Origin of the sequence: Exilibacterium tricleocarpae (genome assembly GCF_007004655.1) — a bacterium.
Classification (GTDB): domain Bacteria; phylum Pseudomonadota; class Gammaproteobacteria; order Pseudomonadales; family Cellvibrionaceae; genus Exilibacterium; species Exilibacterium tricleocarpae.
This window is the reverse complement of the sequence record NZ_ML660096.1, coordinates 110,506-131,724: the sequence shown is the minus strand read 5'-3', so window position 1 is coordinate 131,724 and position 21,219 is coordinate 110,506. Positions and strand designations below refer to the sequence as shown.

At 51.6% G+C, this 21,219-nt stretch carries 15 protein-coding genes; 8 read left to right on the top strand and 7 right to left on the bottom strand.

The window, feature by feature from the left end; genetic code table 11:
• Position 1: 1 nt before the first annotated feature.
• Both FKG94_RS16335 and FKG94_RS16330 read right to left on the bottom strand, forming a co-directional pair.
• The gene (locus FKG94_RS16335) at positions 2-1,111 is read right to left on the bottom strand and encodes an efflux RND transporter periplasmic adaptor subunit (RefSeq protein ID WP_142905396.1); all 1,110 of its coding nucleotides are present in this window, start codon (positions 1,109-1,111) and stop codon (positions 2-4) included.
• 97 nt (positions 1,112-1,208) lie between these two features.
• On the bottom strand, positions 1,209-1,862 hold the full coding sequence (locus FKG94_RS16330) for an OsmC family protein (RefSeq protein WP_142905395.1): 654 nt from the start codon (positions 1,860-1,862) through the stop codon (positions 1,209-1,211).
• 372 nt (positions 1,863-2,234) lie between these two features.
• On the opposite strand from FKG94_RS16330, the gene FKG94_RS16325 reads away from it, so the two are divergent.
• From FKG94_RS16325 to FKG94_RS16305, 3 genes are all read left to right on the top strand, one after another.
• The gene (locus FKG94_RS16325; protein ID WP_142905394.1) at positions 2,235-2,912 is read left to right on the top strand and encodes a CerR family C-terminal domain-containing protein; all 678 of its coding nucleotides are present in this window, start codon (positions 2,235-2,237) and stop codon (positions 2,910-2,912) included.
• A gap of 652 nt (positions 2,913-3,564) precedes the next feature.
• Positions 3,565-5,583 carry a trypsin-like serine protease gene (locus tag FKG94_RS16315; protein WP_142905393.1) on the top strand — a complete coding sequence of 673 codons (2,019 nt, stop codon included), beginning with the start codon at positions 3,565-3,567 and terminating at the stop codon, positions 5,581-5,583.
• A gap of 576 nt (positions 5,584-6,159) precedes the next feature.
• The gene (locus tag FKG94_RS16305) at positions 6,160-7,506 is read left to right on the top strand and encodes a dicarboxylate/amino acid:cation symporter (protein WP_142905392.1); all 1,347 of its coding nucleotides are present in this window, start codon (positions 6,160-6,162) and stop codon (positions 7,504-7,506) included.
• Positions 7,507-7,641: 135 nt separating this feature from the next.
• Here the strand turns inward: FKG94_RS16305 and FKG94_RS16300 are convergent, their stop codons facing one another.
• Positions 7,642-8,079, bottom strand: coding sequence for an Rrf2 family transcriptional regulator (locus FKG94_RS16300; protein ID WP_142905391.1), 438 nt, complete (start codon positions 8,077-8,079; stop codon positions 7,642-7,644).
• Positions 8,080-8,290: 211 nt separating this feature from the next.
• On the opposite strand from FKG94_RS16300, the gene FKG94_RS16295 reads away from it, so the two are divergent.
• Positions 8,291-8,653 carry a hypothetical protein gene (locus FKG94_RS16295; protein ID WP_142905390.1) on the top strand — a complete coding sequence of 121 codons (363 nt, stop codon included), beginning with the start codon at positions 8,291-8,293 and terminating at the stop codon, positions 8,651-8,653.
• A 143-nt stretch (positions 8,654-8,796) separates the two neighbouring features.
• On the opposite strand, the gene FKG94_RS16290 is transcribed toward FKG94_RS16295, so the two are convergent.
• Positions 8,797-9,714, bottom strand: a complete 918-nt coding sequence (locus FKG94_RS16290; protein WP_142905389.1) for a LysR family transcriptional regulator — start codon at positions 9,712-9,714, stop codon at positions 8,797-8,799.
• A 184-nt stretch (positions 9,715-9,898) separates the two neighbouring features.
• Between FKG94_RS16290 and FKG94_RS16285 the strand changes: the two genes are divergently transcribed.
• Positions 9,899-10,261: a DUF6220 domain-containing protein gene (locus FKG94_RS16285; RefSeq protein WP_142905388.1), complete on the top strand. Its 363-nt coding sequence runs from the start codon at positions 9,899-9,901 to the stop codon at positions 10,259-10,261.
• A 21-nt stretch (positions 10,262-10,282) separates the two neighbouring features.
• The gene (locus FKG94_RS16280) at positions 10,283-11,263 is read left to right on the top strand and encodes an NAD-dependent epimerase/dehydratase family protein (RefSeq protein ID WP_142905387.1); all 981 of its coding nucleotides are present in this window, start codon (positions 10,283-10,285) and stop codon (positions 11,261-11,263) included.
• 137 nt (positions 11,264-11,400) lie between these two features.
• Here the strand turns inward: FKG94_RS16280 and FKG94_RS16275 are convergent, their stop codons facing one another.
• Both FKG94_RS16275 and FKG94_RS16270 read right to left on the bottom strand, forming a co-directional pair.
• Positions 11,401-11,916: a hypothetical protein gene (locus FKG94_RS16275; RefSeq protein WP_142905386.1), complete on the bottom strand. Its 516-nt coding sequence runs from the start codon at positions 11,914-11,916 to the stop codon at positions 11,401-11,403.
• Between the two features lie 162 nt (positions 11,917-12,078).
• Positions 12,079-12,480 carry a GFA family protein gene (locus FKG94_RS16270; protein ID WP_142905385.1) on the bottom strand — a complete coding sequence of 134 codons (402 nt, stop codon included), beginning with the start codon at positions 12,478-12,480 and terminating at the stop codon, positions 12,079-12,081.
• Positions 12,481-13,196: 716 nt separating this feature from the next.
• Between FKG94_RS16270 and FKG94_RS16265 the strand changes: the two genes are divergently transcribed.
• A complete protein-coding gene (locus FKG94_RS16265; protein WP_142905384.1) occupies positions 13,197-13,631 on the top strand; it encodes a hypothetical protein in 435 nt (144 codons plus the stop codon).
• 99 nt (positions 13,632-13,730) lie between these two features.
• Here FKG94_RS16265 and FKG94_RS16260 read toward each other — a convergent pair whose 3' ends face one another.
• Positions 13,731-14,108, bottom strand: coding sequence for a hypothetical protein (locus FKG94_RS16260; protein ID WP_142905383.1), 378 nt, complete (start codon positions 14,106-14,108; stop codon positions 13,731-13,733).
• A 1,423-nt stretch (positions 14,109-15,531) separates the two neighbouring features.
• On the opposite strand from FKG94_RS16260, the gene FKG94_RS16255 reads away from it, so the two are divergent.
• Complete coding sequence (locus tag FKG94_RS16255; protein ID WP_142905382.1) at positions 15,532-21,069, top strand: FG-GAP-like repeat-containing protein; 5,538 nt, start codon at positions 15,532-15,534, stop codon at positions 21,067-21,069.
• Positions 21,070-21,219 lie beyond the last annotated feature (150 nt).

The following is a 21,219-nucleotide window of genomic DNA, read 5'->3' as shown; positions in this document are numbered from 1 at the left end:
CCTAGGGGTTAAAGCGGACTACACCGGTTTTGAGCCCGGTCGGGTATACCGCCTGGCCGTGGTCGAGAAAATCCACTCCCCGTGTAACGATAATATCGCCCATGTCGAGTCCCGTGCTGATAACGGCGCCGCTGCGCGACAGTCGCTCCACCCGCACCGGTGTTAAAAGAAGTTTCTCGGTAACGGGATCGATCCGGTAAACCGCATTGGCTGTCTGCGAACCGGCGGCGAGAATCGCGGTGTGAGGAATGATCACTTCACGCGAGCCGTCGCGCTTTGCGGCGATATCCACAGCCATCCCCGGAGAGAGAAAGGTCCGTGCCGCTGCCTCCACCGCTGCTGTCACCGGGTAGAGGCCGGCGCCATTCACGCTGGTGCTTATCTGGGTGATTGTACCCGGCAGTTTCTCGCCGGTTGACTTGATATGTATGCTGACCGGGGTGCCGATCGCAAAGGATGGCCGCAGGCGTTCCGGCAGGTAAAAGGCCGCTTCCATACCGCTGCCGGAACCCACCACGCTGAGCACGGGGAGGCCGACCTGGATGGTCTGCGCCGGTTCAATATGACGCGCCGCCACCTCGCCGTTATAGGGCGCGACGACACGGGTGTCTCTGAGTCGCCGCCGGGCCGAATCGACCCTGGCAAGCAGTGACTCGACCCGGGCGCGGGTGCGGTTGAGTTGGGCGGCAGCGGCGTCGAACTCGGCCCTGGCAATGGCCCCGGTGTCAACCAAGCGGGCGCGGCGGGTGTGGTCCAATTCCGCCTCCGCCAGGGTCGCTCTCGCTTCAATCAAGTCTGCCTCACTGCGCGACAGGTCGAGTCGGATCAACTGATCGTCCAGTTGCGCGAGGATATCGCCTTTGTTAAAGCTATCGCCGATATCGACATGAAGTTTCGTAACGGTACCCGCCACATCGAAACTGAGTTCACTGCGATCGCGGGCGCGCAGGGTCCCGGGAAAGCGGCGGACGCCGGTGTCGGGGTGCTCGGCAATTCTCATTGCCGTCACCGGACGCAACGGCGCTGCTGCATCGTCTTGGTTGCTGCCCGAGCAGCCTGCCAGCGCAGCCGCTGCACCCAGTATTACGATGGTGCTCAATAGTCGAAGCATGGTTTCGTCTCCTGCGAAAGTTAGGTGGATACTCCACGGCAGCGGCTTGTCACACGGTCTGTGTAACGACGACAGTTGCAAAAGTACCGGGTTGTTCTCAAGCTGATAGGTAGCGCTCTTGTGGCTCCGGGCGCGCCGGGTTGCCTTCGATATCAATGCGTCGATTGTTGAGATACAGCGCTGTCGGTGCCGGCGTATTGGCCGAGACTGTTTGCAGCGCCATACAGGCCTGTTGACACCAACTGGCAAACAGCTTGAGTTTTTCCGGCTTCTCGCTGCTTTCCATAATCAGGTGCATCTCCGAGTATTCTCCCTTGCCGAATACATGCTTGGGGTGAATGCCGCCCAGATCGAGCGTGGTGGTGAAACTGGTTTTCTGCTCCAATCTGACGCTATCGATCTTGAGGTCCAGTTTCTGCGCCAGCATTTCGACGTGGGACATCAGACAGAGACCGATACCGGCGGCGAAGTACATCAGCGGCGATGGCGCCGTGCCCCTGCCGCCCACAGCGGTGCCCTCGTCGCTGATCAGTTCCCAGGTGCCGCCGTTTGGCACGTTGGAGAAAATCGTGGCCTTCTTCAGGTGCTGGCCCTGGGGTAGTGATTCGACGTTGATATGCGCATCAAACTGCATCCTTTCACCTTGCTTTACCTTCGTCAGATGAGGTGAAACGAAGGTTTCCTGCACACCTTCGCGGTTGGTTTTTCGCACGATGGTGCGCTCGTTCATGGTCCAGTTAACGTCACTCATGGTGTTGTCTCCGGCGTCAGTTAGGGTTTCGGTATGGAAGCTAAAGGTTAATCATTTGATTAAATCGATGAGATAATACAATAGATTATCCCGGTGGTGGAGACCGGGTGAGTGTAAATATAGGTAAAGTTAATCGATTGATTAAAATAAATGAATAGGTTATGATCGCGGGCGTTCGTTTGGTTAAGATAGTGGCCGGCGACCGGCGACCGGCGACCGGCGACCGGCGTCAAAGTGATGGCAGGCCGCAAGAACACCAGCGGAAATATTGGCGGCGTTAGAAGTATCAAGTAATAGAAGAGAGCAAAGGCAAAGGCAAAGGCAAAGGCAAAACAAAAACCGAGATTAAAAGCAGTAGAGAGTGTGTGGTTGATGCCCCTCGAACCAATCGACAAACCCGATACAGACAGGATGAGCCGGCGTGGTGAAAAGCGTTACGCACTGATTATGGCCGGCCTCAAGCTGTTTGGTAGAAATGGCCTGGATGCCACTACGACACGTATGCTGTCAGAGGAGTCCGGCGCCAATATCGCGGCCATTCCCTATTACTTCGGCAGCAAGGAAGGGCTTTACAGAGCGGTCGTGGAGTATATTACAGACCGGATAGAGGATTCGATCGGCAACTCTCTTAAAGAATTGGAGCAATCGCTGAAGACAGCGACGCCGGCACCGGCACAGGCCCTTGTTATTTATAAGTCCCTGATGGCCAACCTTGCGACGCTGCTGGTGGAATCCGATGAACCCAAGGCCTGGGCCCAGATTATTATGCGCGAGCAGGCCAATCCCACCGAGGCTTACGATATTTTCCATGACCGCCATATGAAGCGGATATTGCACGTATCACACCGACTGATTTCCATCATTACCGGTATCGATGCGAAAAGCAGTGAAGTCAAAATACGCGCGCACGCCCTGTTCGGGCAGATTCTCGGTTTCCTGGTCAGTCGGGAAACGCTGCTGCGCAGCCTTAAAGCCAAAAAGCTCACCAAGGCGCATCTGCAGGAAGTACACAGGGTATTGGCGCTACATATCGATGCCTGCTTAGGCTGAGGGTTTTTATGGCACGATCGGCTATAAAAATTCCGCTGCGCTTTATATGAAAACACCGCCATACCCTGTAACCGGTCTTTTGTGATTTCTTTTACAGTATGTTGGCTTCCCAGTGCCCGGCGGCAGTGTATATCGACCTAATGCGATAAGGCGATCGTTTTTGCCAGCCCCAGCGCTTTGCAGACTACACCGAGGCGCTCGGCGATCGCTTCCTGGGCGGGTGTTGTCCGACACCTCGGCCAACACGGATGTACCGCCGTTTTTTGCTGCCCATGTGCCTTGTCCCCACAACGTAGTGACTGTTCACTTGATTGATGAAGAGGGGCAGCCGACCACAGCCGCCCGCGATGAAATTCTGGCGTTTTTTACGCGGTGCCTTGGCACCGTCTGAGTATTTAGGCCGGTTTGTGTGGACTCGGCAGCGAGGGCGAAATAGAAGTATTTGGGCATAAGTGTAAAACATCCGTTTAGTCAAATCATATTTTCTGCACACCCGGCTTAAGGGTGGCATATACTCTGTTCCCTGCCGTTATCCGGCGTTGTAATCTCTACCAATAAGCACCCAATACAGCTAAGGGTTTTTCCCTTAGCTAATTTTCTGTCATTCAACTTTCTTTCAGTTAGCTAGATATCACTTAATCAGGGGATCATCATGAAAAATGGGTCAAATCATGGTCTGATACTGCTAGTGGGCGTTGTTAGTTTAGTCGTTATGTCTGCAAGCTTTGCTCAATCTGTGGCGCCTCAGGGCGATTTAGACGACTCGAAACGCTATATATTCGACCGTGGCTTTATCTTTGGTCGAGTCTTTGACGATCGCGACGGCGACGGGCGCTCAAATTTTAGAGAGCGGGGTATACAGCGAGTTACCGTCTATCTTGATGAAAACGACAATGGCGTGCGAGAGCCCGGTGAGCGTTTTACGCAAACGGATCGCTGGGGGTTTTACTATTTTGCCAAGGTCCCCAGCGGCGATTATGCCGTGCGCCAGGAGGTGCCTTTCGGTTGGCGTAATATCAGTGGCGGTGAAGGCGAGGTGGTAACGCCAACCGTGGTGCAACGGGACAGCGGTGGCATAATTCCGCAGATTATCGGCGGCGATGAAGTCAACATAAATGAATATCCGTTTATGGTTGCTGTCGGTGTCGTCAACGGCGGGCAATTTCGACAGTTCTGCGGAGGTGTTCTTATTACCGATCGCTGGGTGGCGACCGCCGCGCACTGTTCTGAAGGCGCCTCGGGTGGCAATGTCAATGTCCTGGTGGGTACCAATAACGTAGAGGATGGCAGTGGCCAGGTACTGGATGTCGCCGATGTGCTGCTGCACCCGGATTACATTCTCGAGCCCACCCAGCCGGGAAGCCCTGCCGGCGTTAGCGGTGGGTATGATATCGCCCTGTGGGAGCTGGGTGAACCCATTGCCTTGCGCGACAGCGGCTTGCAGACGGTTGCGATGTTGACACCGAAAAATAAAAGACTTGCCGACGACGGCAAGCTGGCAACCGCAGTCGGATGGGGGACAAGCAATCTTCAGAGTAATTTGTTACAGGATGTGCACCTACCCGTATTTGACAGCGCCGAATGCGCGGCGGTGTACTCCGGCGCGATAAACTTTGAGACACAAATTTGCGGCGGCGCGCCTGAGGGTGGTATCGATGCGTGCCAGGGTGACAGTGGCGGTCCGCTGTTGGTCCGCGACTTTCGCAGGGAGCGGTGGAAGTTGGCGGGTGTTACCAGCTACGGCAACGGCTGCGCGCTGCCGGGCAATCCCGGTGTGTGGGCGCGTGTTTCGGAATTGTCACAGTGGGCCAAAGATACGGCCGTGGAGCAGTCGCGGGTTCACCGTGTTAGTGTCAGACCGTTTGGTTTTGTGCGCGCCAGCTTTGGTAACCGGTCGACACGGTTTGAACCCCGCGCCCCAATCGAGCCTCGCTGGCAGCTTGTCAACGCTGATGTAGAAAATAACGCGGAACAGGGACTTACCTTTGACTGGAGAATAATCGATGAATCATCTGCATTGCGTACTTTTGACTGCGTAGCCGACGGTGATGGTCCGGCGCCGCAACCCGGGGTGGAAGTGCCGTGTTTTGCAGGCATAAATCAGGTCTCCCTGCCGCCGTTGGAAGACGGTGTTTACACCGCAAGCCTTGGCGCTGCCTTTGAAGATGCCAGGTTTTCAAGAATCACCAACTTCATTTCAGGTATGCCTGAGGAGACCAGCATCGGGGGAGCGCTTACCACGGAAGATATTTTCGATCCCGATTACCAGGCTAACTACTACATCGACTACTTCGATCTGGACGGCTTGCCGGAGGATCGAGCGATAGCATTGCGGATTGAGTCTGTCGGGCTTAACGATCTTTTTGTCGCTTTGTATAATCGCGATATTCGCGAGGCCCAGGGGTTCGGCGGTGAGCTACAAGCAGCCAGCGCTTTTGGTATAGGTGAGGCGGCGGTAATCTTTATTGTTCCGGAAGTCGGAGTCAACTATCTGTTAGGGGTTTCCTCTTTCAGCTCAGAATTGGTGGGGGAATACAGGGTCTCAGTGATAAATGGAGGCAGTGCTGTGCCTACATCACTTGAAGCACCTGTTGTACCGGGTATCGATAGGCGGGGCTTGCGTAAGATTCCGGAGGTCAAAACAGTCGTTTCCTATCCGATTATCGATTAAGTGCGGTATCTTCGATGCCGGTAGTCTGCCGACGGTAGCGAGGACTTTACTATTGCAAAAGTCCTCGCTTGCCGGCAAACGCTCCAGGCAGTTAACCGGAAACAGCTTTCGGTGCTTGCCGTTGTCCCACCAATTTGAAAGCTCAAATGCCTCATTGGTAACGCATACAAACCGCCAACATCCTTATAGAACTGATCGACATTGCCGTCGCGGCCTTCAATGGTGTAGCTGACCGGCCGGTAGAGCGCCACCATTCACTGCCCGGATCGGATTTCTGCGGTGGAGAAACCTGTATAGCGGCAAAACCTTTAGGGCCTAAGACATTTTCACATTCTGTTGCTATGTCATTTCAACTCCATTCGAACAGGTGAACAAAGGCGGTGTAACTGTATCAGCTTTTGGGAAATGGCTGCCGTCACCAAGATACTGGGTATGACACCATTAATTAGGTCATATACTGGTCCAGCCGATGGCGGTTGGGCCAGAGGTTGTCATACTGCTGACTTTGGTTGTTACACTATTGCTTTCTACGCTTTTTAAGGGTAAAAATCCGGAAATTTTGCTTTAAGGCTGAGTATGAACGGTATCAATGACCACTTTCGAATGAAGATCGAAGACATTTCCATCCTTATCCGCACCAGGCTATGGGCACAGATCGTTGCTGCCATGATTGGCGGTCTGGCGCTCGGGCTTATTTTATCGCCGGAGGGCGGAGCGCTGCTGCCGGCGGCAACCGTACTCAATATTGCCGCATGGTTAAAACTCCCCGGTTCTATCTTTCTCAACCTGATTCAAATGGTTGTGATTCCGCTGGTGATTTCCTCGATCGTCCTGGGCGTATGCGGCAGCGGCGATACAGACTACCTAAAGCGGGCCGGATTGAGGATTCTTCCCTATTTCGTTACTACAACAACAGTGGCGGTGACTATCGGTATTTTGCTGGCATTGGTGATCGAACCGGGCAATTACATCGATGGCTCTTTGATCACTGCGGTCAGTGCGGAAGAAATCGTTATTCCAACGACGGAAATAGCGAGCCAGCCACTACCCGAGCGGGTCGCCAATTTGATTCCGACCAATCTGACTGAGGCAATGACCACCCGGGATATGCTGCAAATCGTCATTTATGCGATTATCGCCGGGGTTGCGATCGCCGTGGTCCCTCGAAAGCGGGTGCAACCTGTTGTGAACCTGCTCGAGGCGGTACAGGAAATTGCGCTGAAAATCATAGGTTGGGCGATGATGCTTGCACCCTACGCCGTCTTTGGCCTGCTGGCGGACATCACCATCCGGACAGGTATTGAGATTATCCTTGGGATGTCGGTGTACGTTGGTACGGTGCTGCTGGGTTTGCTGATTTTGCTCGGCTTTTATCTGTTTATTGTCAGGACTCTCGCCAAGCGAAGCTTAACTGATTTCTTAATTAACATACGGGACGTTCAGCTTCTCGCTTTTTCCACTTCGAGTTCTGCTGCGGTTATGCCGCTGTCTATGCGGGCTGCATCGGAAAGGTTGCGCGTTAAACCCGCGATTTCCAAATTTGTCATTCCGTTGGGTGCGACCGTCAATATGGATGGCACGGCGCTTTACCAGGTCGTCGCTGCCTTGTTTCTGACCCAGGTTTACGGCGTGGAATTGACCACGGCGCAGCTTATCCTGCTAACGATCACCACGGTCGGAGCGTCTATCGGCTCACCGAGTACGCCCGGTGTCGGGATTGTCATTCTGGCGACGATTCTCCAGGATATCGGCATTCCCGCCAGCGGCATAGCGTTGATTATTGGTGTGGACAGAATATTGGATATGTGCCGGACCACAGTCAACGTCTCGGGGGACTTGACAGCCTGTACCGTGATGGACCGATGGTTGGCGGAGCCGGTGGTCGCGAGAGCGGAGAGTCGAGAACCGGAAAAGACCGGATGAAAACAGTCGAGCACTTTCAGTAATGCGATGGTGGGGACGGGCCGACGCCCGGAACACCAAATGATAGGCTTGAGCTAAAAGTCGGAGATTTGTATATTCCCGGCAGAACGCTTGGCCATCAGGTTCGGTCGACATTCACTGTCGACACTGTTCAACGTGGTGGTTTGAAAACTCTTCTGCCAGTGCGTCCAAGGCTACATTTTCAAACCGCTCGATAACGAGCTTCTCCGCCTCTGCGAGCACATCACCCAGGGCATTATTTACTGCTTTCTCTATCGGGCATCGGGAGTGCTCGTCGGTCAGCCCGATAGTAAACATAGTGCTCTCCCCCAAAGCACGGTAAATGTCCAGCAAGGTGATCGACGACAAGGGCACGGTGAGCGTCCACCCGCCACCATGCCCCTTTACAGAATGGACGTAACCTTGCTCCTTCAAGCTTCTCATGGTGCGCCGAACCACGACAGGATTGGTGCTGAGCATAGCGGCAAGGGTTTCAGAGGTTACCGGTTCGCCGAACTGTTGCATATGAATAAGGACATGCAACATGCGAGACAACCGACTGTCTTTCCTCATTATCTGGACCTTATCAATGATCGAGAGGCCATAGGGCGCTCATGAAACATTCATTGTTTCATGTGTTGACAATCCAGCTCAAGGAACTTATGATGTTTCATAAGATAAAGTTTCTGCTCAAGTAAAACGTTTACCCCGGCCACAGGAGAACTTGTAAAGGTGAGAGGCCTTCCCCTGTGCTGTCGGCGCTGAATCATTCGGAGATAGTAAGATGACTTACCCTGATCACCTTTTCCAGTTGTGGACCTGTGCTGTGTTGGCATTGTCGGCCAGTTGCCTGTCGATAACCGTCACACAAACTGAACTGTTCGCGCCAATGCGTGCGTGGATAAGCCAAAAGAATAGCCTGATTGGGCATCTTTTCCAGTGTTTTTATTGCTTGAGCCATTGGGTAGTCTTCGTCGGTATTTTTGTTTATCAACCAACTTTGGTCTCCAGTTCTTTTAAATTTATCGATCTGGTTATCTCTGCATTTTTCACCATCGGGCTGTCGACTTTTTTCAGCGGCATCGTGTTCAAAGTATTTATTAGTGCCTTATCAAAAGCCAGGCTGGAAAATGAAGTCATGGGTTAATTAAGCTTTAACCAAAAAGCGTAAGATACTAAATCCGGTACTCGAGCCATGTCTGATACTGAGATACAAGCGTTGACCGATAGTTTTGCCTATGCCGCGCTGCGCGCTCAAAAGTCCTTCCGTCTTTTTGCTATTCGCTCTATTCAGTTAACGCTGGGTTTATAACCGCGAAAAATTTCGGCTATGACTTTCACAACGTGCTGCACACCGGTATCACGGTCCCGACGGCTGTGCCAGGCGAGATGTAGCGGAAAGCCGTCAACGGGCAATGGCGGTGGCGTTACGACAAATTCATTGCTGTTTGTCATCGTCGAGATACAGAGACTCGGTACCATGGCTACAAAATTCGACTGCGCAAGGATTGGGGGAACCATAAGAAAACTGGGCACAACGACGCCAACTTTTCGGGTTTTATTCAGCTTGGCCAATTGCTGGTCGAGCGGACTTTGTTTGTCGCCCTTTCCTGAAATCAGTACGTGTGGGTAGCTTAGCCAGTTATCGAGTGTGCAATCATCGGTTAATGGATGATCTTTGCGCATGGCCACCACATACTGTTCGGTCAGCAGGGGCGTCCGGCAAATAGCCGTGCCCGATGTGTAAAAAACCGATATGGCAAGATCGCTATCACCTTTTTCAAGCGCTTCCAAGGCGGCGTCGGCGCCATGCCAGGGTTGGAAAATCAGGTCAATTCCGGGGGCTGTCTGATGAAGCTGCTCGCAGAGTTGCGACGCTATCAGCGCCGCCGGCTGGTCTGCAGTAGAAAGGCGCACTGTTTGTTTCAGGTCGGTCAGCTTTAGCTCTTTTGTCACCATGATCCGGGTCACGTCAGCGAGTACGTTTTTAATCGGAATTCGCAACGCCTCAGCTCTGGGAGTCAGGCGCATCCTGCCTTTTTTACGTTCTAACAGAACATCATTAAACTGCAGTCTGCACCGTTCAAGGGCGTTGGAAGTGGCTGATTGCGAAAGACTTAACTGTTCCGCGGCCCGAGAGACATGAGCTTCGTCCAGTAAGGCATCGAGTATCACCAGCAAGTTAAGATCGACGGACCTCAAATTCATCCTATTCTCCTAATTTCTTTATTAAAAACAATTGCTTACCAAGAGGATGGTCTTTCAGGTCAGCACTCTGATGCCTCCAGGAACTATTGATTCTATCAATATTTAGATATAGGTAATATCCGTTGGATAAATGCGCGGAGCTGTTAGAAGATAGTGCTGTCAATGATTCCGTGAGGTGATTCTTATGCAATACACAAGATCGCAATGGCTTTGCTTGAGTTTACCCGTGTTGATCACAGGGCAAATCAGCCTGGCCGGTCTGGCGCTGTTTTTAGATGCCGAAGTATGGACGCTGCACATTGTGTTTGGGTTTTTATTGTTGCTCCCGATTGCTTTTATCACTACTTCAAGCCGGGCGCGAGGTCTGCGTGAAAAAGCCTGGTTGGTAGCCGTACTCTATGCGGTACAAGTCACATTGGGTGCCCTGATAGAAAGTGCCAGTTATTGGCCTATCGCTATTCATTTTATCAACGCATTGCTGCTTTTGCTGGCGAGTATAATACTTGCCAGCGACAGTATTACAGAATCGAAGTATTCAATGCACTAGCTCGTTACGGGGGAATTCACGGTGAAAAAATTTGCTTTGTTTGGTGCGGCGGGAGTCATGGGAAACAGTGTTGCCAAAGCCCTTGAGGCTGCACAGCTGCAGTTTCGTGTCGTCGGACGCTCCAGGGAAAAATTGGAGAAATGTTTTAAAGACAACCCATATGCGGAAATTACCCTATGGGACCCGGACAGCCCGTTGTCCATACGGAAGGCCGCGGAAAATATTCATACGCTAATTTATATGGTAGGCGTCGATTACTGGAAATTTGAGCTTCACCCTGTTCTCATGCACAAGACGCTGGAGGCGGCAATTGCGGCCGGCGTGGAAAATATTGTCCTTATCGGCACCGTGTATCCTTATGGTATGCCACGCATACCCGTTGTCACCGAAAATCATCCGAGGGTTCCCTGTTCTTTTAAAGGGGAAAAACGCAAAGAACAGGAGGATATGTTGATGGCGTCTCACAGAGACGGGCTAATCAACGCGACGGTGCTGCGCCTGCCGGATTTCTACGGTCCGGGGGTCGACAAGAGCTTTTTACACAACGCCATTCAGGCGGGTATTACCGGTAAAACGGCTGATATGATTGGGCCGATTAATTTACCTCACGAATTTGTATTTGTGCCTGATGTTGGCCCGGTGGTTGTGAAGTTGGCGCAGACTAAAGCGGCCTATGGGAACTTCTGGCAGTTGGCGGGTGCCGGTGTTACCACGCAGAAGGAAATAGTCGAACACATTGAGTTATGCACCGGGAGGCGCCTGCGGTTGCGGATTGCCGGTAAAACCCTGTTGCGTATCCTTGGGTTATTTAACTCTTTTTTACGCGAGCTTGTTGAAATGCACTATTTATTGACGCATCCCATATTAATGGATGATAGTGCGCTTCAGGAGTTAATTGGTCCTATCCAAAAAACTTCATATCAGGAGGGCATCCTGCGGTGCCTGGAAGATGGAGGGTTCCAACCACAAGCTCGAGCGAAAAGCATGCAGGCGCAGGAATAGTAGAGTAGCCCTCCTGTATTAAGGGGAGAGTACATGCCCCTGGGATATGGGATATGGGATATGGGAGGAAATCCGATACGCCCTGGCTGCATAAGAGTCTAGGGCCTGTTAAGACTAAATGCTTGTTAGCTAGATTTTCATTGTATAAATGCTTCTTCATTTTTTATAAAACACTCACCAGTTGGTTTGGCTTCGTTGTTGCGATTTACCACCCAACAATCTCCATAGACTGAACAGTAACAAAGCTCCATACCTATACTCTTGTCGAGCTCCAGGATATCCGACACCAGATCACCTTCATACAACAGTGGAGTTACAGTTTGTTCTGGAGTTAATGTAACGCTGCTGATATGAGACTGACCTATTTTTGAAAAGATATCGACTTCATCCCATCGCTTAATAATTTTTTCGCCAACATTGATCTTTGCGTATTCTATAATCGCAGGGCCTGTCCCACGATTAGCTACTACGTAGCTAAAAGTGTCGCCTCTAAAACTTCTATATATCTCCAACTTAGGCCAGACCGATGCTCTTGCATACGCTCGGTCAATATAAGCGGAGTAGATAGAAATGATTGCTGTCAATACTCCAATAAACAGTGCTGATAAGGCAACTAGCATTTCTGGGCTTTTGTACCACTTAGTCTGATCCATTTAGCATTTCTGGGCTTTTGTACCACTTAGTCTGATCCATTAAATATATTCCTTATACCAGGCGATGTGTTTAGCCAGTTAAGCGGCAGCTAGTGCGAAGCACGCTTCTGGCTGTCCCACGGAGGCCGCTTGCGGCCGAACTGATTTACAATGTTAGGTAAATTAGTCCCCAAAACCTTCCGAATGCTGTTTCCCTGAACCGCAAATTTCTTCCCAATCGGCTTTTGAATTTATCCAAATGTGATGAGCAATCTTAAGCTTTTCATCACCAGAGGTAAGCGTGCCAACTGGCACATACATGTTGGATTCATTATTTTTACCTGGCAGTGGCGAGCCACAGTTACTACAAAAACTTGTATGCCAGTCGTGACCCGGCTTGCTCCAATACTTGATATTTCCCTTTCCTCGAATCCAACTGAAGCTGTCATTATCCACGATACTAACTGCGATTCCTCCGCTACCCGTTGAGCGACGACAAATAGAGCAATGGCAAATAAAAACGTCTGACAGTTGCGCCTCGATTTTAAAAGCTACTGCACCACAGTTACATTCGCCAGTTGCCATAACTTTGCTTTTTCTGCCTGACATTTATGGATGGCGCATGCTCGCTTTGCCCATTTTGATACTTCATACGCTTTTTATGTACTTGGTAGGAAAAGGCTTTACCATAGATGCCAAACCCCACCCATCACAAAGAGAGTTTTTCCTATTTTCCAAACTAACAGGTTCCCATTATCTCCCAAGACGATCTATCTAACCGATTGATATATATACTTTTTCATGCAGTCCGGGCGATAGCGAGCAATGGCCTAGTATAAAGCGGGAAAAATATTTAACAATGGCCAAATATTCTGTATGTATAGCCAGTACACCTGACGAGCACAGGGAAGAAGGATAACAGCAAGCGATATCCCGTCGAATTGGGAGCCAATGAAGTTAACGCCCTTGTCAGTTTTTTGGCCGGGGCATGTAGGATGCTGTCGAAACTTGTTTCAGAATTTTCGACATCAAACTCTGTCAGATCAAATATGGCATATACACTTGGGTTGATCCTGTCGGGTGCGCCACTTTCTCTTTGTAGCCTATAGTTGGCGGGTATCCAATCCGGCTGTATCGACGGCTGATGTTGTTTATTGATATGGGCGGTCTTGCCGTTTGAGCGCGTTGAACTTTTTTCGATAGATGGCCATTAATGTCATACAGAGCTGAACGCTGAATCGTAGAGATTGACTTTGTCAATATAATTCTGTAGTTCGAAAATGGTCGGAAAACTTTCAGTTATGGAAAAGCCGGCAGGGTGGGGTATGACGTCTGAACAGCTCGACATATTGATTGATAACGCGCGTATCGAGAAGACCGACAGCAGCCGTGATGACGTTGTTAGAGCGCTATATGGGAAAAACGTATTTTATAGGGTCGACAAGGGTGGCCCGGAATTTTCGATAACGAAAGATGGCAGTGCCTTATTGGTTCTATTTACTTCGCCTCAAGACAGGCGACTCTCCACACAGGTAGGCGAGACCCGTTGGGAAGACGCACTTACACTATTTATAAGAAACGATACGGCAAGAGCGGTGGTGCTGCAGTCGAGTGCGAATGCATGGCTTGGTATCCCCAGAAGCGCGGCGGGAAAAATAATTGGCGTTGTAGAGAGGGGCTGCTTAACGAGTGGCGCTGGGGGAAAGCCTAATGCCTGCCAGCCAGGGCGGCCTTGACCGCCGCCCAGCTCCAGATATCCTGGCCTTACTTATAACATTCGACAGATCACGTCATTTTATCGGCTACGAGGCAAGCCCTAATCTCTAAAGGATAAATCAGAGAATGTTACAACCATTCTGGCGCACATCGGGAAAGGGAAGGCAAAAGGTGATGGCAAGCTCAGAATATTTTTCGACATGCCGGGTCCACATCACCAGATCCGGATTTCCAGCTTCATTGTAAGCGGTGATAATATGTTGTTTTGTCCAGATATAGGTGGGTTCTTCGACTAACACTTTGTTTACCTGGCCCACCTTGCCAAGGGGAAATACCCATAGCCAGCTAAGGTGTTTGCCGTCAACCGTTCTGCGGCCGAAGTCCACACAAAAATGTGGATTGTTGTGTGTCTCCACCTGCGTCCTCGCAGAGTAGGTGCCGAATGTCGTCTGATTGTCCACACGATTATCGAATTCCCTGAGGGTTACCTTATGCATATGGGCCTCGAAGAGGAGTGCGTCTGGCTCACCATTCAGGATGGCCCCATTTCCACGGCGTGTGCAGTCTGTCAAATTTTTCGCAGTGACCGTGGAAGAAGAAGGTGAGTTATAGGATGAATTAACGTTACACAAGCCACTGTGCCTTGCCCATGATTTATTATTTTTACAGAACATGAGATGCGTACCTTTATATTATTTTGCTGTTTATGAAAGTGAACGACATACGGTTAAGTTAAGGGAAAACGGCTGCGCTGTGCTGTCCAAGCGACGTTGAAAATTTAAGTGTCACCGCTTTCTCTGTGTTTGTGATTAACCGTGTTCAGATAACGATGACTTTGACACGGGTTCTTACACCGCCGGCAAACTACAGATGTGTTTCCACATTTCATATTATTGTTCTTTTTGTCTCAAAATTGGCACTGGCTGGTTATCGCAGCCAGACTTAGTAAATCAAGCCGGGGATAGTTGTTTTGTGAAACTGTTGTATTTTACCTGGGCTCTTCCATGATTCAAGGCCGCGATTTTAGATTGGTTAGAATCTGCTTTACATAACACGCCCAATAGAGGGTGCGTAAGCGCACCCGCACACCTGGTAGGCAATACTTTACGCCAAATACGGACATTTAGGAAGAGTTCAGGAAGTTAGTGTTTACTGGTTTGCCATAGTTGAAGACCCCTCAGCCCAAGTTAGATGGCCCATCACGGCAGCAGGCACTTATCATTAGAGTTAAGTGCTTTTACACAAAGGCCTACAGGTAACAAAAGCCATTGGTTGATTGACCTGCGGCTCCATAATCTCTTTGTTTTTTTGTAATAAAAGTGCGCTGAATTCATAAAGATAATGGAACCGTTACGAAACTGCCAAGCTAAATACATACCTCGCCTTGCCTTTCATATCTATATTCCATGAACTTTAGGGATACTACTTGAACAAATAACAGACCCATAATCATGCCGGCAGCGACTTTAGCTATTAGGCCCATAGTCTATTCCTTGTGCACAAGATCGTGCCCCACCTGTATAGGATAGGGCGCGAATTAATTCATCCACTTTTCTCGGTTGCGCAAGCTAAAGCTGATACAGTTATCCCGGATAGCCGTCGCTTAACAGCACCATGGTTTTTGTGTTAAGTGTGTCAAAAAAAGCACAAAGAGATGTTTCACTCGATCGAGTGAGACGATTTTCGGGCTGGCTGATTGCAAGATAATACCGGTTTAATGTAGCTGTCTTAATTAGCGCTTAAAAGTAACTGTTAAAAAGTAGCTATTCAGAGTAACTATTTAAAGTAACTATCGTTCAGATAAAGACCGGCGCGCCGGAAAGTTACCGCGTGAGATTTTATCCCGGTTCTGAAAATCGGGCTTCGTGTATCCGGCCCAGCATTTTTTTGCTTGCGCTCCACAGTCATCAAGGAAAGAAGATGAAAAACCACTATGTTTATGCAACCAGTAAATACATCTCTATAGCCATTCTGGTGGTAGTTACCCAAGTCTTTGGCATCGTATCCGCCAAAGAAACGAGTGACGACACAGCGTCCGCGGTTGAGGTGTCTCCCAACGCGACAACGGAGACGGCGGCCGGGACAAAATCCATAGTCGGCGGCGGCACTGCGGGGGAGGTTGTACTGGCCCACACAGCCGCCGTTGACCCGGCACCAGCCGGCGATGACGCGGCAGACGGCACAGTGAGCGCCGATGCCGCCGCCGCCAACGAAATCGGTTACGATACCCAGCCTTTTAACGGTGAATTTACTACCACGATTGAGATCGATATCCCTAAATACCAGGACTTGGCGCCGTCCATCGCACTGGAATACGAATCCAATAATCGCAACGGCCAGATCGGGCTTGGCTGGCAGCTGGCGGGTTTCTCTACCATTATGAGGCTATCGCCCGGGCGGGGCGCGCCGCGCTACAACGACACCGATATATTTCTGCTGGATCGCAATGAGATCATTCCCTGTTCAGCGGAGATGAACAGCCCCGGCTGCCAGTACGGTGGTACCCATACTGCCAAAGTGGAGAACTACCAGCGCCTGACCCTCGACAGCGAATCCAATCGATGGACTTTGACCTTTAAAGACGGTATCCGCCTTATCTACGGGGCCCAATTGGGGCATGACGTTACAACGCCTTCGGGTACCTTTCACTGGGTGCTTGAGACCATAGTGGACACCCATGGTAACCAGGTGGATTATTCCTATTGGTGTGACGAGACGCCAGCCGCGGCTTCGCCAAACGATTGTTACGCCGAATCCGTCGCCTACAACGGGACCCACATAAAATTTTACTGGGAAGCACGACCGGACATTATTTTTCGCGCTACGGGGAACAGTCTGATGCGCACGGCCTATCGACTCAAGACCGTCGATATCCAGGTGGCGGGCGATCGGCTCGCCACCTATGCGCTCAGCTACAGTCAAAGCGCCTATTCACAGAAATCCCTGCTCACTCAGGTGATGACCCACGGTCGTGATGCTGTTATCGACAACGAGGGGGCCGTTGCCCATCCTGGTACAACCCTGCCACCGGTCGATATCCAATATGCCGAAGAAGCCGGTGATACCGTCACCCTGGCGACGGGGGCCAAATGGTGCAAGGGAGCCTTTGCTACCGGAGGGGATTTTGACGGCGACGGTCGCATCGACTACCGCTGTGGTACCAGGGTTGGCTTATCGAAAGGTGACGGCAGTTTCGAGGTGGTCGATGACGGCAAATGGTGCGGGGGAGAGCAGCTTTCTATCGGCGACTTTAATGGCGACGGTCAAACCGATTTTCAATGCCACCGCCAGCGCGATGGCAAGAACTGGATCAAAATGTCCCGCAATGGCCGCCATTTCGATGTGATTGTCGGAGAAAAATGGTGTGCGGGCAGCAATCTGTTTTCGCTCGGTGATTTCAATGGCGACGGCAAAACCGATTATCAATGCAAGCGGGCCCGCGACGGCCAGAACTGGGTCAACTTCTCCAACGGCGATGGTACTTTTACCCTGGTTCAGGGGCAGGAGTGGTGTCGCTCGGGGACATTTTCGATGCGGGACTTCAACGGTGATGGCCGCACCGACTACCATTGCCGTGACGGTGGTAGAAACGCCATTGCCCTGTCCAATGGCGACGGTTCTTTCACCCGCGTAGGGGGCTTTAATTTTTGCTTCCCGCAAAGTGATTTTCAATTTGCCTTTGGTGATTTCAACGGCGACGGTCTGACCGACTATCATTGTCACAACCCAGAGAAGGGGACCACCTCAATAGCCCTATCCCATGGCAATGGGCGCTTTACCAAAGTGTCAGGCCCCAAATTTTGTAAGGGCTACAAGCTGTCATTAGGTGATTTTAACGGTGATCACTTTACGGATTACCAGTGTCACAACAAGATTGATGGCTACACCGCGATAGCCTTCTCCCTGGGCGACGGCACTTTCAATAGGGTGGCGGGAGCTCGGTTTTGCAAGGAAGAGCGGTTCAACACATTTGCCATTGATGATTTCAACGGTGACGGAATGAAGGACTACCAGTGCCACAACACGGACAGCGGCGCCAATACCGTGCGGCTATCGGTCCCGGCCCGGCATCTCAAGCTCGCGCGAATCAGCAACCGTTTTGGCGGCTCCACCCAGGTGGACTATACGCCGTCTTCGACCTGGCTGAATGTCAATAATCCGCCGATTGTACAGACGGTTTCAAGGCTTTCCCGGGATGACGGTCGCGGGCGGGCCGACAGTGTTCGGGTGACCACCCACAGCTATGGTTTCGGGCTGGAGGACAAGCAGGATCGGCTTTTTATGGGCTTTAAAACCGCCAGGAAAAACCTGCCCTGTATCGCAGAAGAAGATCAGTGTCCCTACGAGATCGCTGTCTACCGACAAGACCGGGCGACGCGGGGAAACGTGGAGTCAATTCGACACTTCAGCGGTGATGCGCAATTATTGCGCAGCCAGCACTACTACTACGATGTGGATCATACGGTACTCCCTTTGAAAGGTCTCCTCACCGGTCGCACTCTTACCGAATTTGTCAATGGTGAGTCAAAACAAAGCGGCATCGATCGGGCCTTTGATGCTTTTGGCAATGTGGTGCGAACAACGTCCCTCGGCGATCTCGCTGTGCAGGGTGACGAGCGTAGCATCCACACAACTTTCGCCCCCAACACGAGTGACTATATTGTAGAACTGCCGGCGAAAGTGGAAACCTTTGACGGTGCCGGTGATTTGGCACAAAAAGTGGCTGAAATCCGCTATTTGTATGATGGCGCGCAGCATTGGACCAGCCCGCCGAGCACAGGTAACCGCACCCAGGAACAAAGCTGGCTCGACAGTGAAAACCGATTCATTGCTACACGTATGGAGTACGACACCCGCGGTAATGTCATCGATACCTACGATCCCGTGGGCGCTCGCACGGAGTTCGTTTACGGCGCAACCGGGGAGTTTGTGATCGAAACCCGCAACCCTCTGTATTTCGCCGGCGATACCCGCCATAAAACCCGTGCTACATGGGATATCGCCTGTGGCGTTCCGCTTACTGAAACCAATGAAAACAACCAAGCCACCCGGTTTCAGTACGATGCCTTGTGCCGCAAAAAACGGGTCGATTTTCCCAGTGGCGACTTTGAAGCCATCGAGTATAAACATCATGGCGATCCGAAGACGCAGTATACGCAGATGTTCACATCAGGGCCTCAAGGTCAGAGCGATCTTTGGCACCGCGAGTTTTTTGACGGCTTCGAGCGCACCTATAGAAGCGAAAAGCCCGCCGGCGATGGCGCCGTGTTGCAAAGCCTGACGGAATTCAATCTGCGCGGTTCGGCTGCAGCGCAGAGTGACTGGCATCGGGCAGGTGCGACGGCGCGATGGACGGCGTATCACTATGACAATCTGGACCGCAAGACCCGGCTTACCGAAGCCGATGGCCGCGTAATGCGCTGGGACTACCAACTTGGCCCCTATTTTGACCGGGTGGTGCGTACCAACCACCAGGGCAAACGCAGTGTTAAACATTATGATGCGTATGACAATATGGTGCAGCAGGACAGGTTTTTAGGGGGCAAGGTCGTATCTTGGCGGGCCGATTTCGATGCCTTGAATCGAGTGACAGGCATTACCGACGATGCGGGCAATCACTGGATTTACCATTTTGATTCCCTCGGTCGTCAAGTTCAGGTCGATGATCCTGATCTGGGTATACGCCAATACGCCTACGATGATGTCGGTCGCCTGCTTGTCGGTACCGATGCCCTGGGTCAGCGCACTGAATACGAATACGATCTGCACGGTCGCAAGCGCCGGGAAACCGCGCTGGCGGGTACACCAAGCCCACAGATCACTGAGTTCAGCTACGATGAGGCAAGCCCCGGCCATCACAATGTGGGCCTGCTCACCACAGCCGGGAATGATCATGCGGTTATTCGCTACGATTATGACAAGGGTGGCCGCCAGGTACAGAGTGTCCACGACGTTGACGGCCAAACTTACCGTTTTAACACCGCTTTCGATGCCGCAGGTCGTATTCTATGGCAGCGCTACCCGGATGGTGACGGGGTTGGCAGCGACGCCCAACCCTGGCAATACGATGCCGCCGGCCAGCTTCAGACAATTCCCGGTCTTATTGAGGACATCGTCTATAACGACCACGGCCTGATTACTCGCAAAGTGCTTGGCAACGGTGTGATAACCGACTACGGCTATAACGACGATAACGATTGGCTGATGTCCATTGTGTCGCAAAGCGGCGCTGAAACTATCCAGAATATAGTGCACCAGCGGGATTCATTGGGATTGATAACGCAAATTTCCAGCAGCTTTGCCGGGGAAAGCTGGCGTTATGGGTACGACGATCTTTATCGGTTGAAAGCCGCCACCAATCTCGATGATACCGGCCTCAGCCAGTCATTCGATTACGATACGGTTGGCAATATGGTCTACAACTCCAAAGTGGGGGATTATCGTTACGGGGCGCCCGGGGGTGATCGACCGCACGCGGTACTGGCGGCCGGCCCACACACTTATGAATACGATTTAAACGGGAACATGATTTCGGGCAGTGGCCGCCAGATTGACTACGACGGTAGCGATCGACCGATCCGCATTAACACTGGTACGTTTGCCTATGGTCCCGATGGCCGGCGCGTGAAGAAAGTCGAAAACGGCGTTACGACTTTATATATAGAGAATCTTGAGATTCGCGAAGGCGAAGTGACCAAATATCTGCCCGAGGATGCCAAACGCTACCACGGCGAAAACTTTTGGCTACATAAGGATCATCTGCAGTCCGTTCAGGCAGTAACAAACAGCGCCGGTGAGGTTGTACAGCGCTACGCTTATGCCGCCTATGGCGAGCGGTTGCGCAGCAGCAGCGACCATATTGAAACGCATGGCTTTGTCGGGGAACGTCTTGATGAAACGGGTTTGCTGTTTCTCAATGCGCGCTATTACGACCCGCTGCTGTCGCGGTTTATTTCGGCTGATCCGTCCGACCCCCTCGAAGCGGGTGTCGGATTGAACCGCTACAGCTACGCCTTTAACAACCCGATTTATCTCAAGGACCCGTCGGGACTTACGGCGGAGGGCGGCGAGGGGGACCGGGGACGGGGACTGTCTGCTGATCCTGGCGATGAAAGCGACAATGAGGCTGATGAAAACGATAATGAATCGGGTAATTCGGACGAAGGCATCCTATCATCACAGCAGGATTATCTGGATGCTATCGAAACCATGAAAGGTATTCATAAAAGCAATTTGTTAGAGGCGGAGGAACATAATCGCAGAGGGGTTAAGGCGTTGGAAGAGGCGGGACGACTGCGCTCGGAGGGAAAGGTGGAAGAGGCCGAGAAGGCTGAAGAGGAAGCGGAACAGGCCTTTCAGGAGAGAGATCAGTCGCTCAATCAGGCCTCGAGGTCCCAGGAGACTCTCGATGTGCTCGGGAAGGCGTTTGAAGGGAAATTTGGCGGAGTGGATTTATAGTCTCCGCTCGCCGTTACGGGCACCGATCCGCAGTTAACTTCGGTAATCGCTGCCCGTTGTTTTGCCTAAATAATATTGGTGGTCAAGCTTTATTTATTTCTTGACCGAGGAGTGCTGCCGGCAGTGGGACTCGCGGTTGTGGTAGCCGGC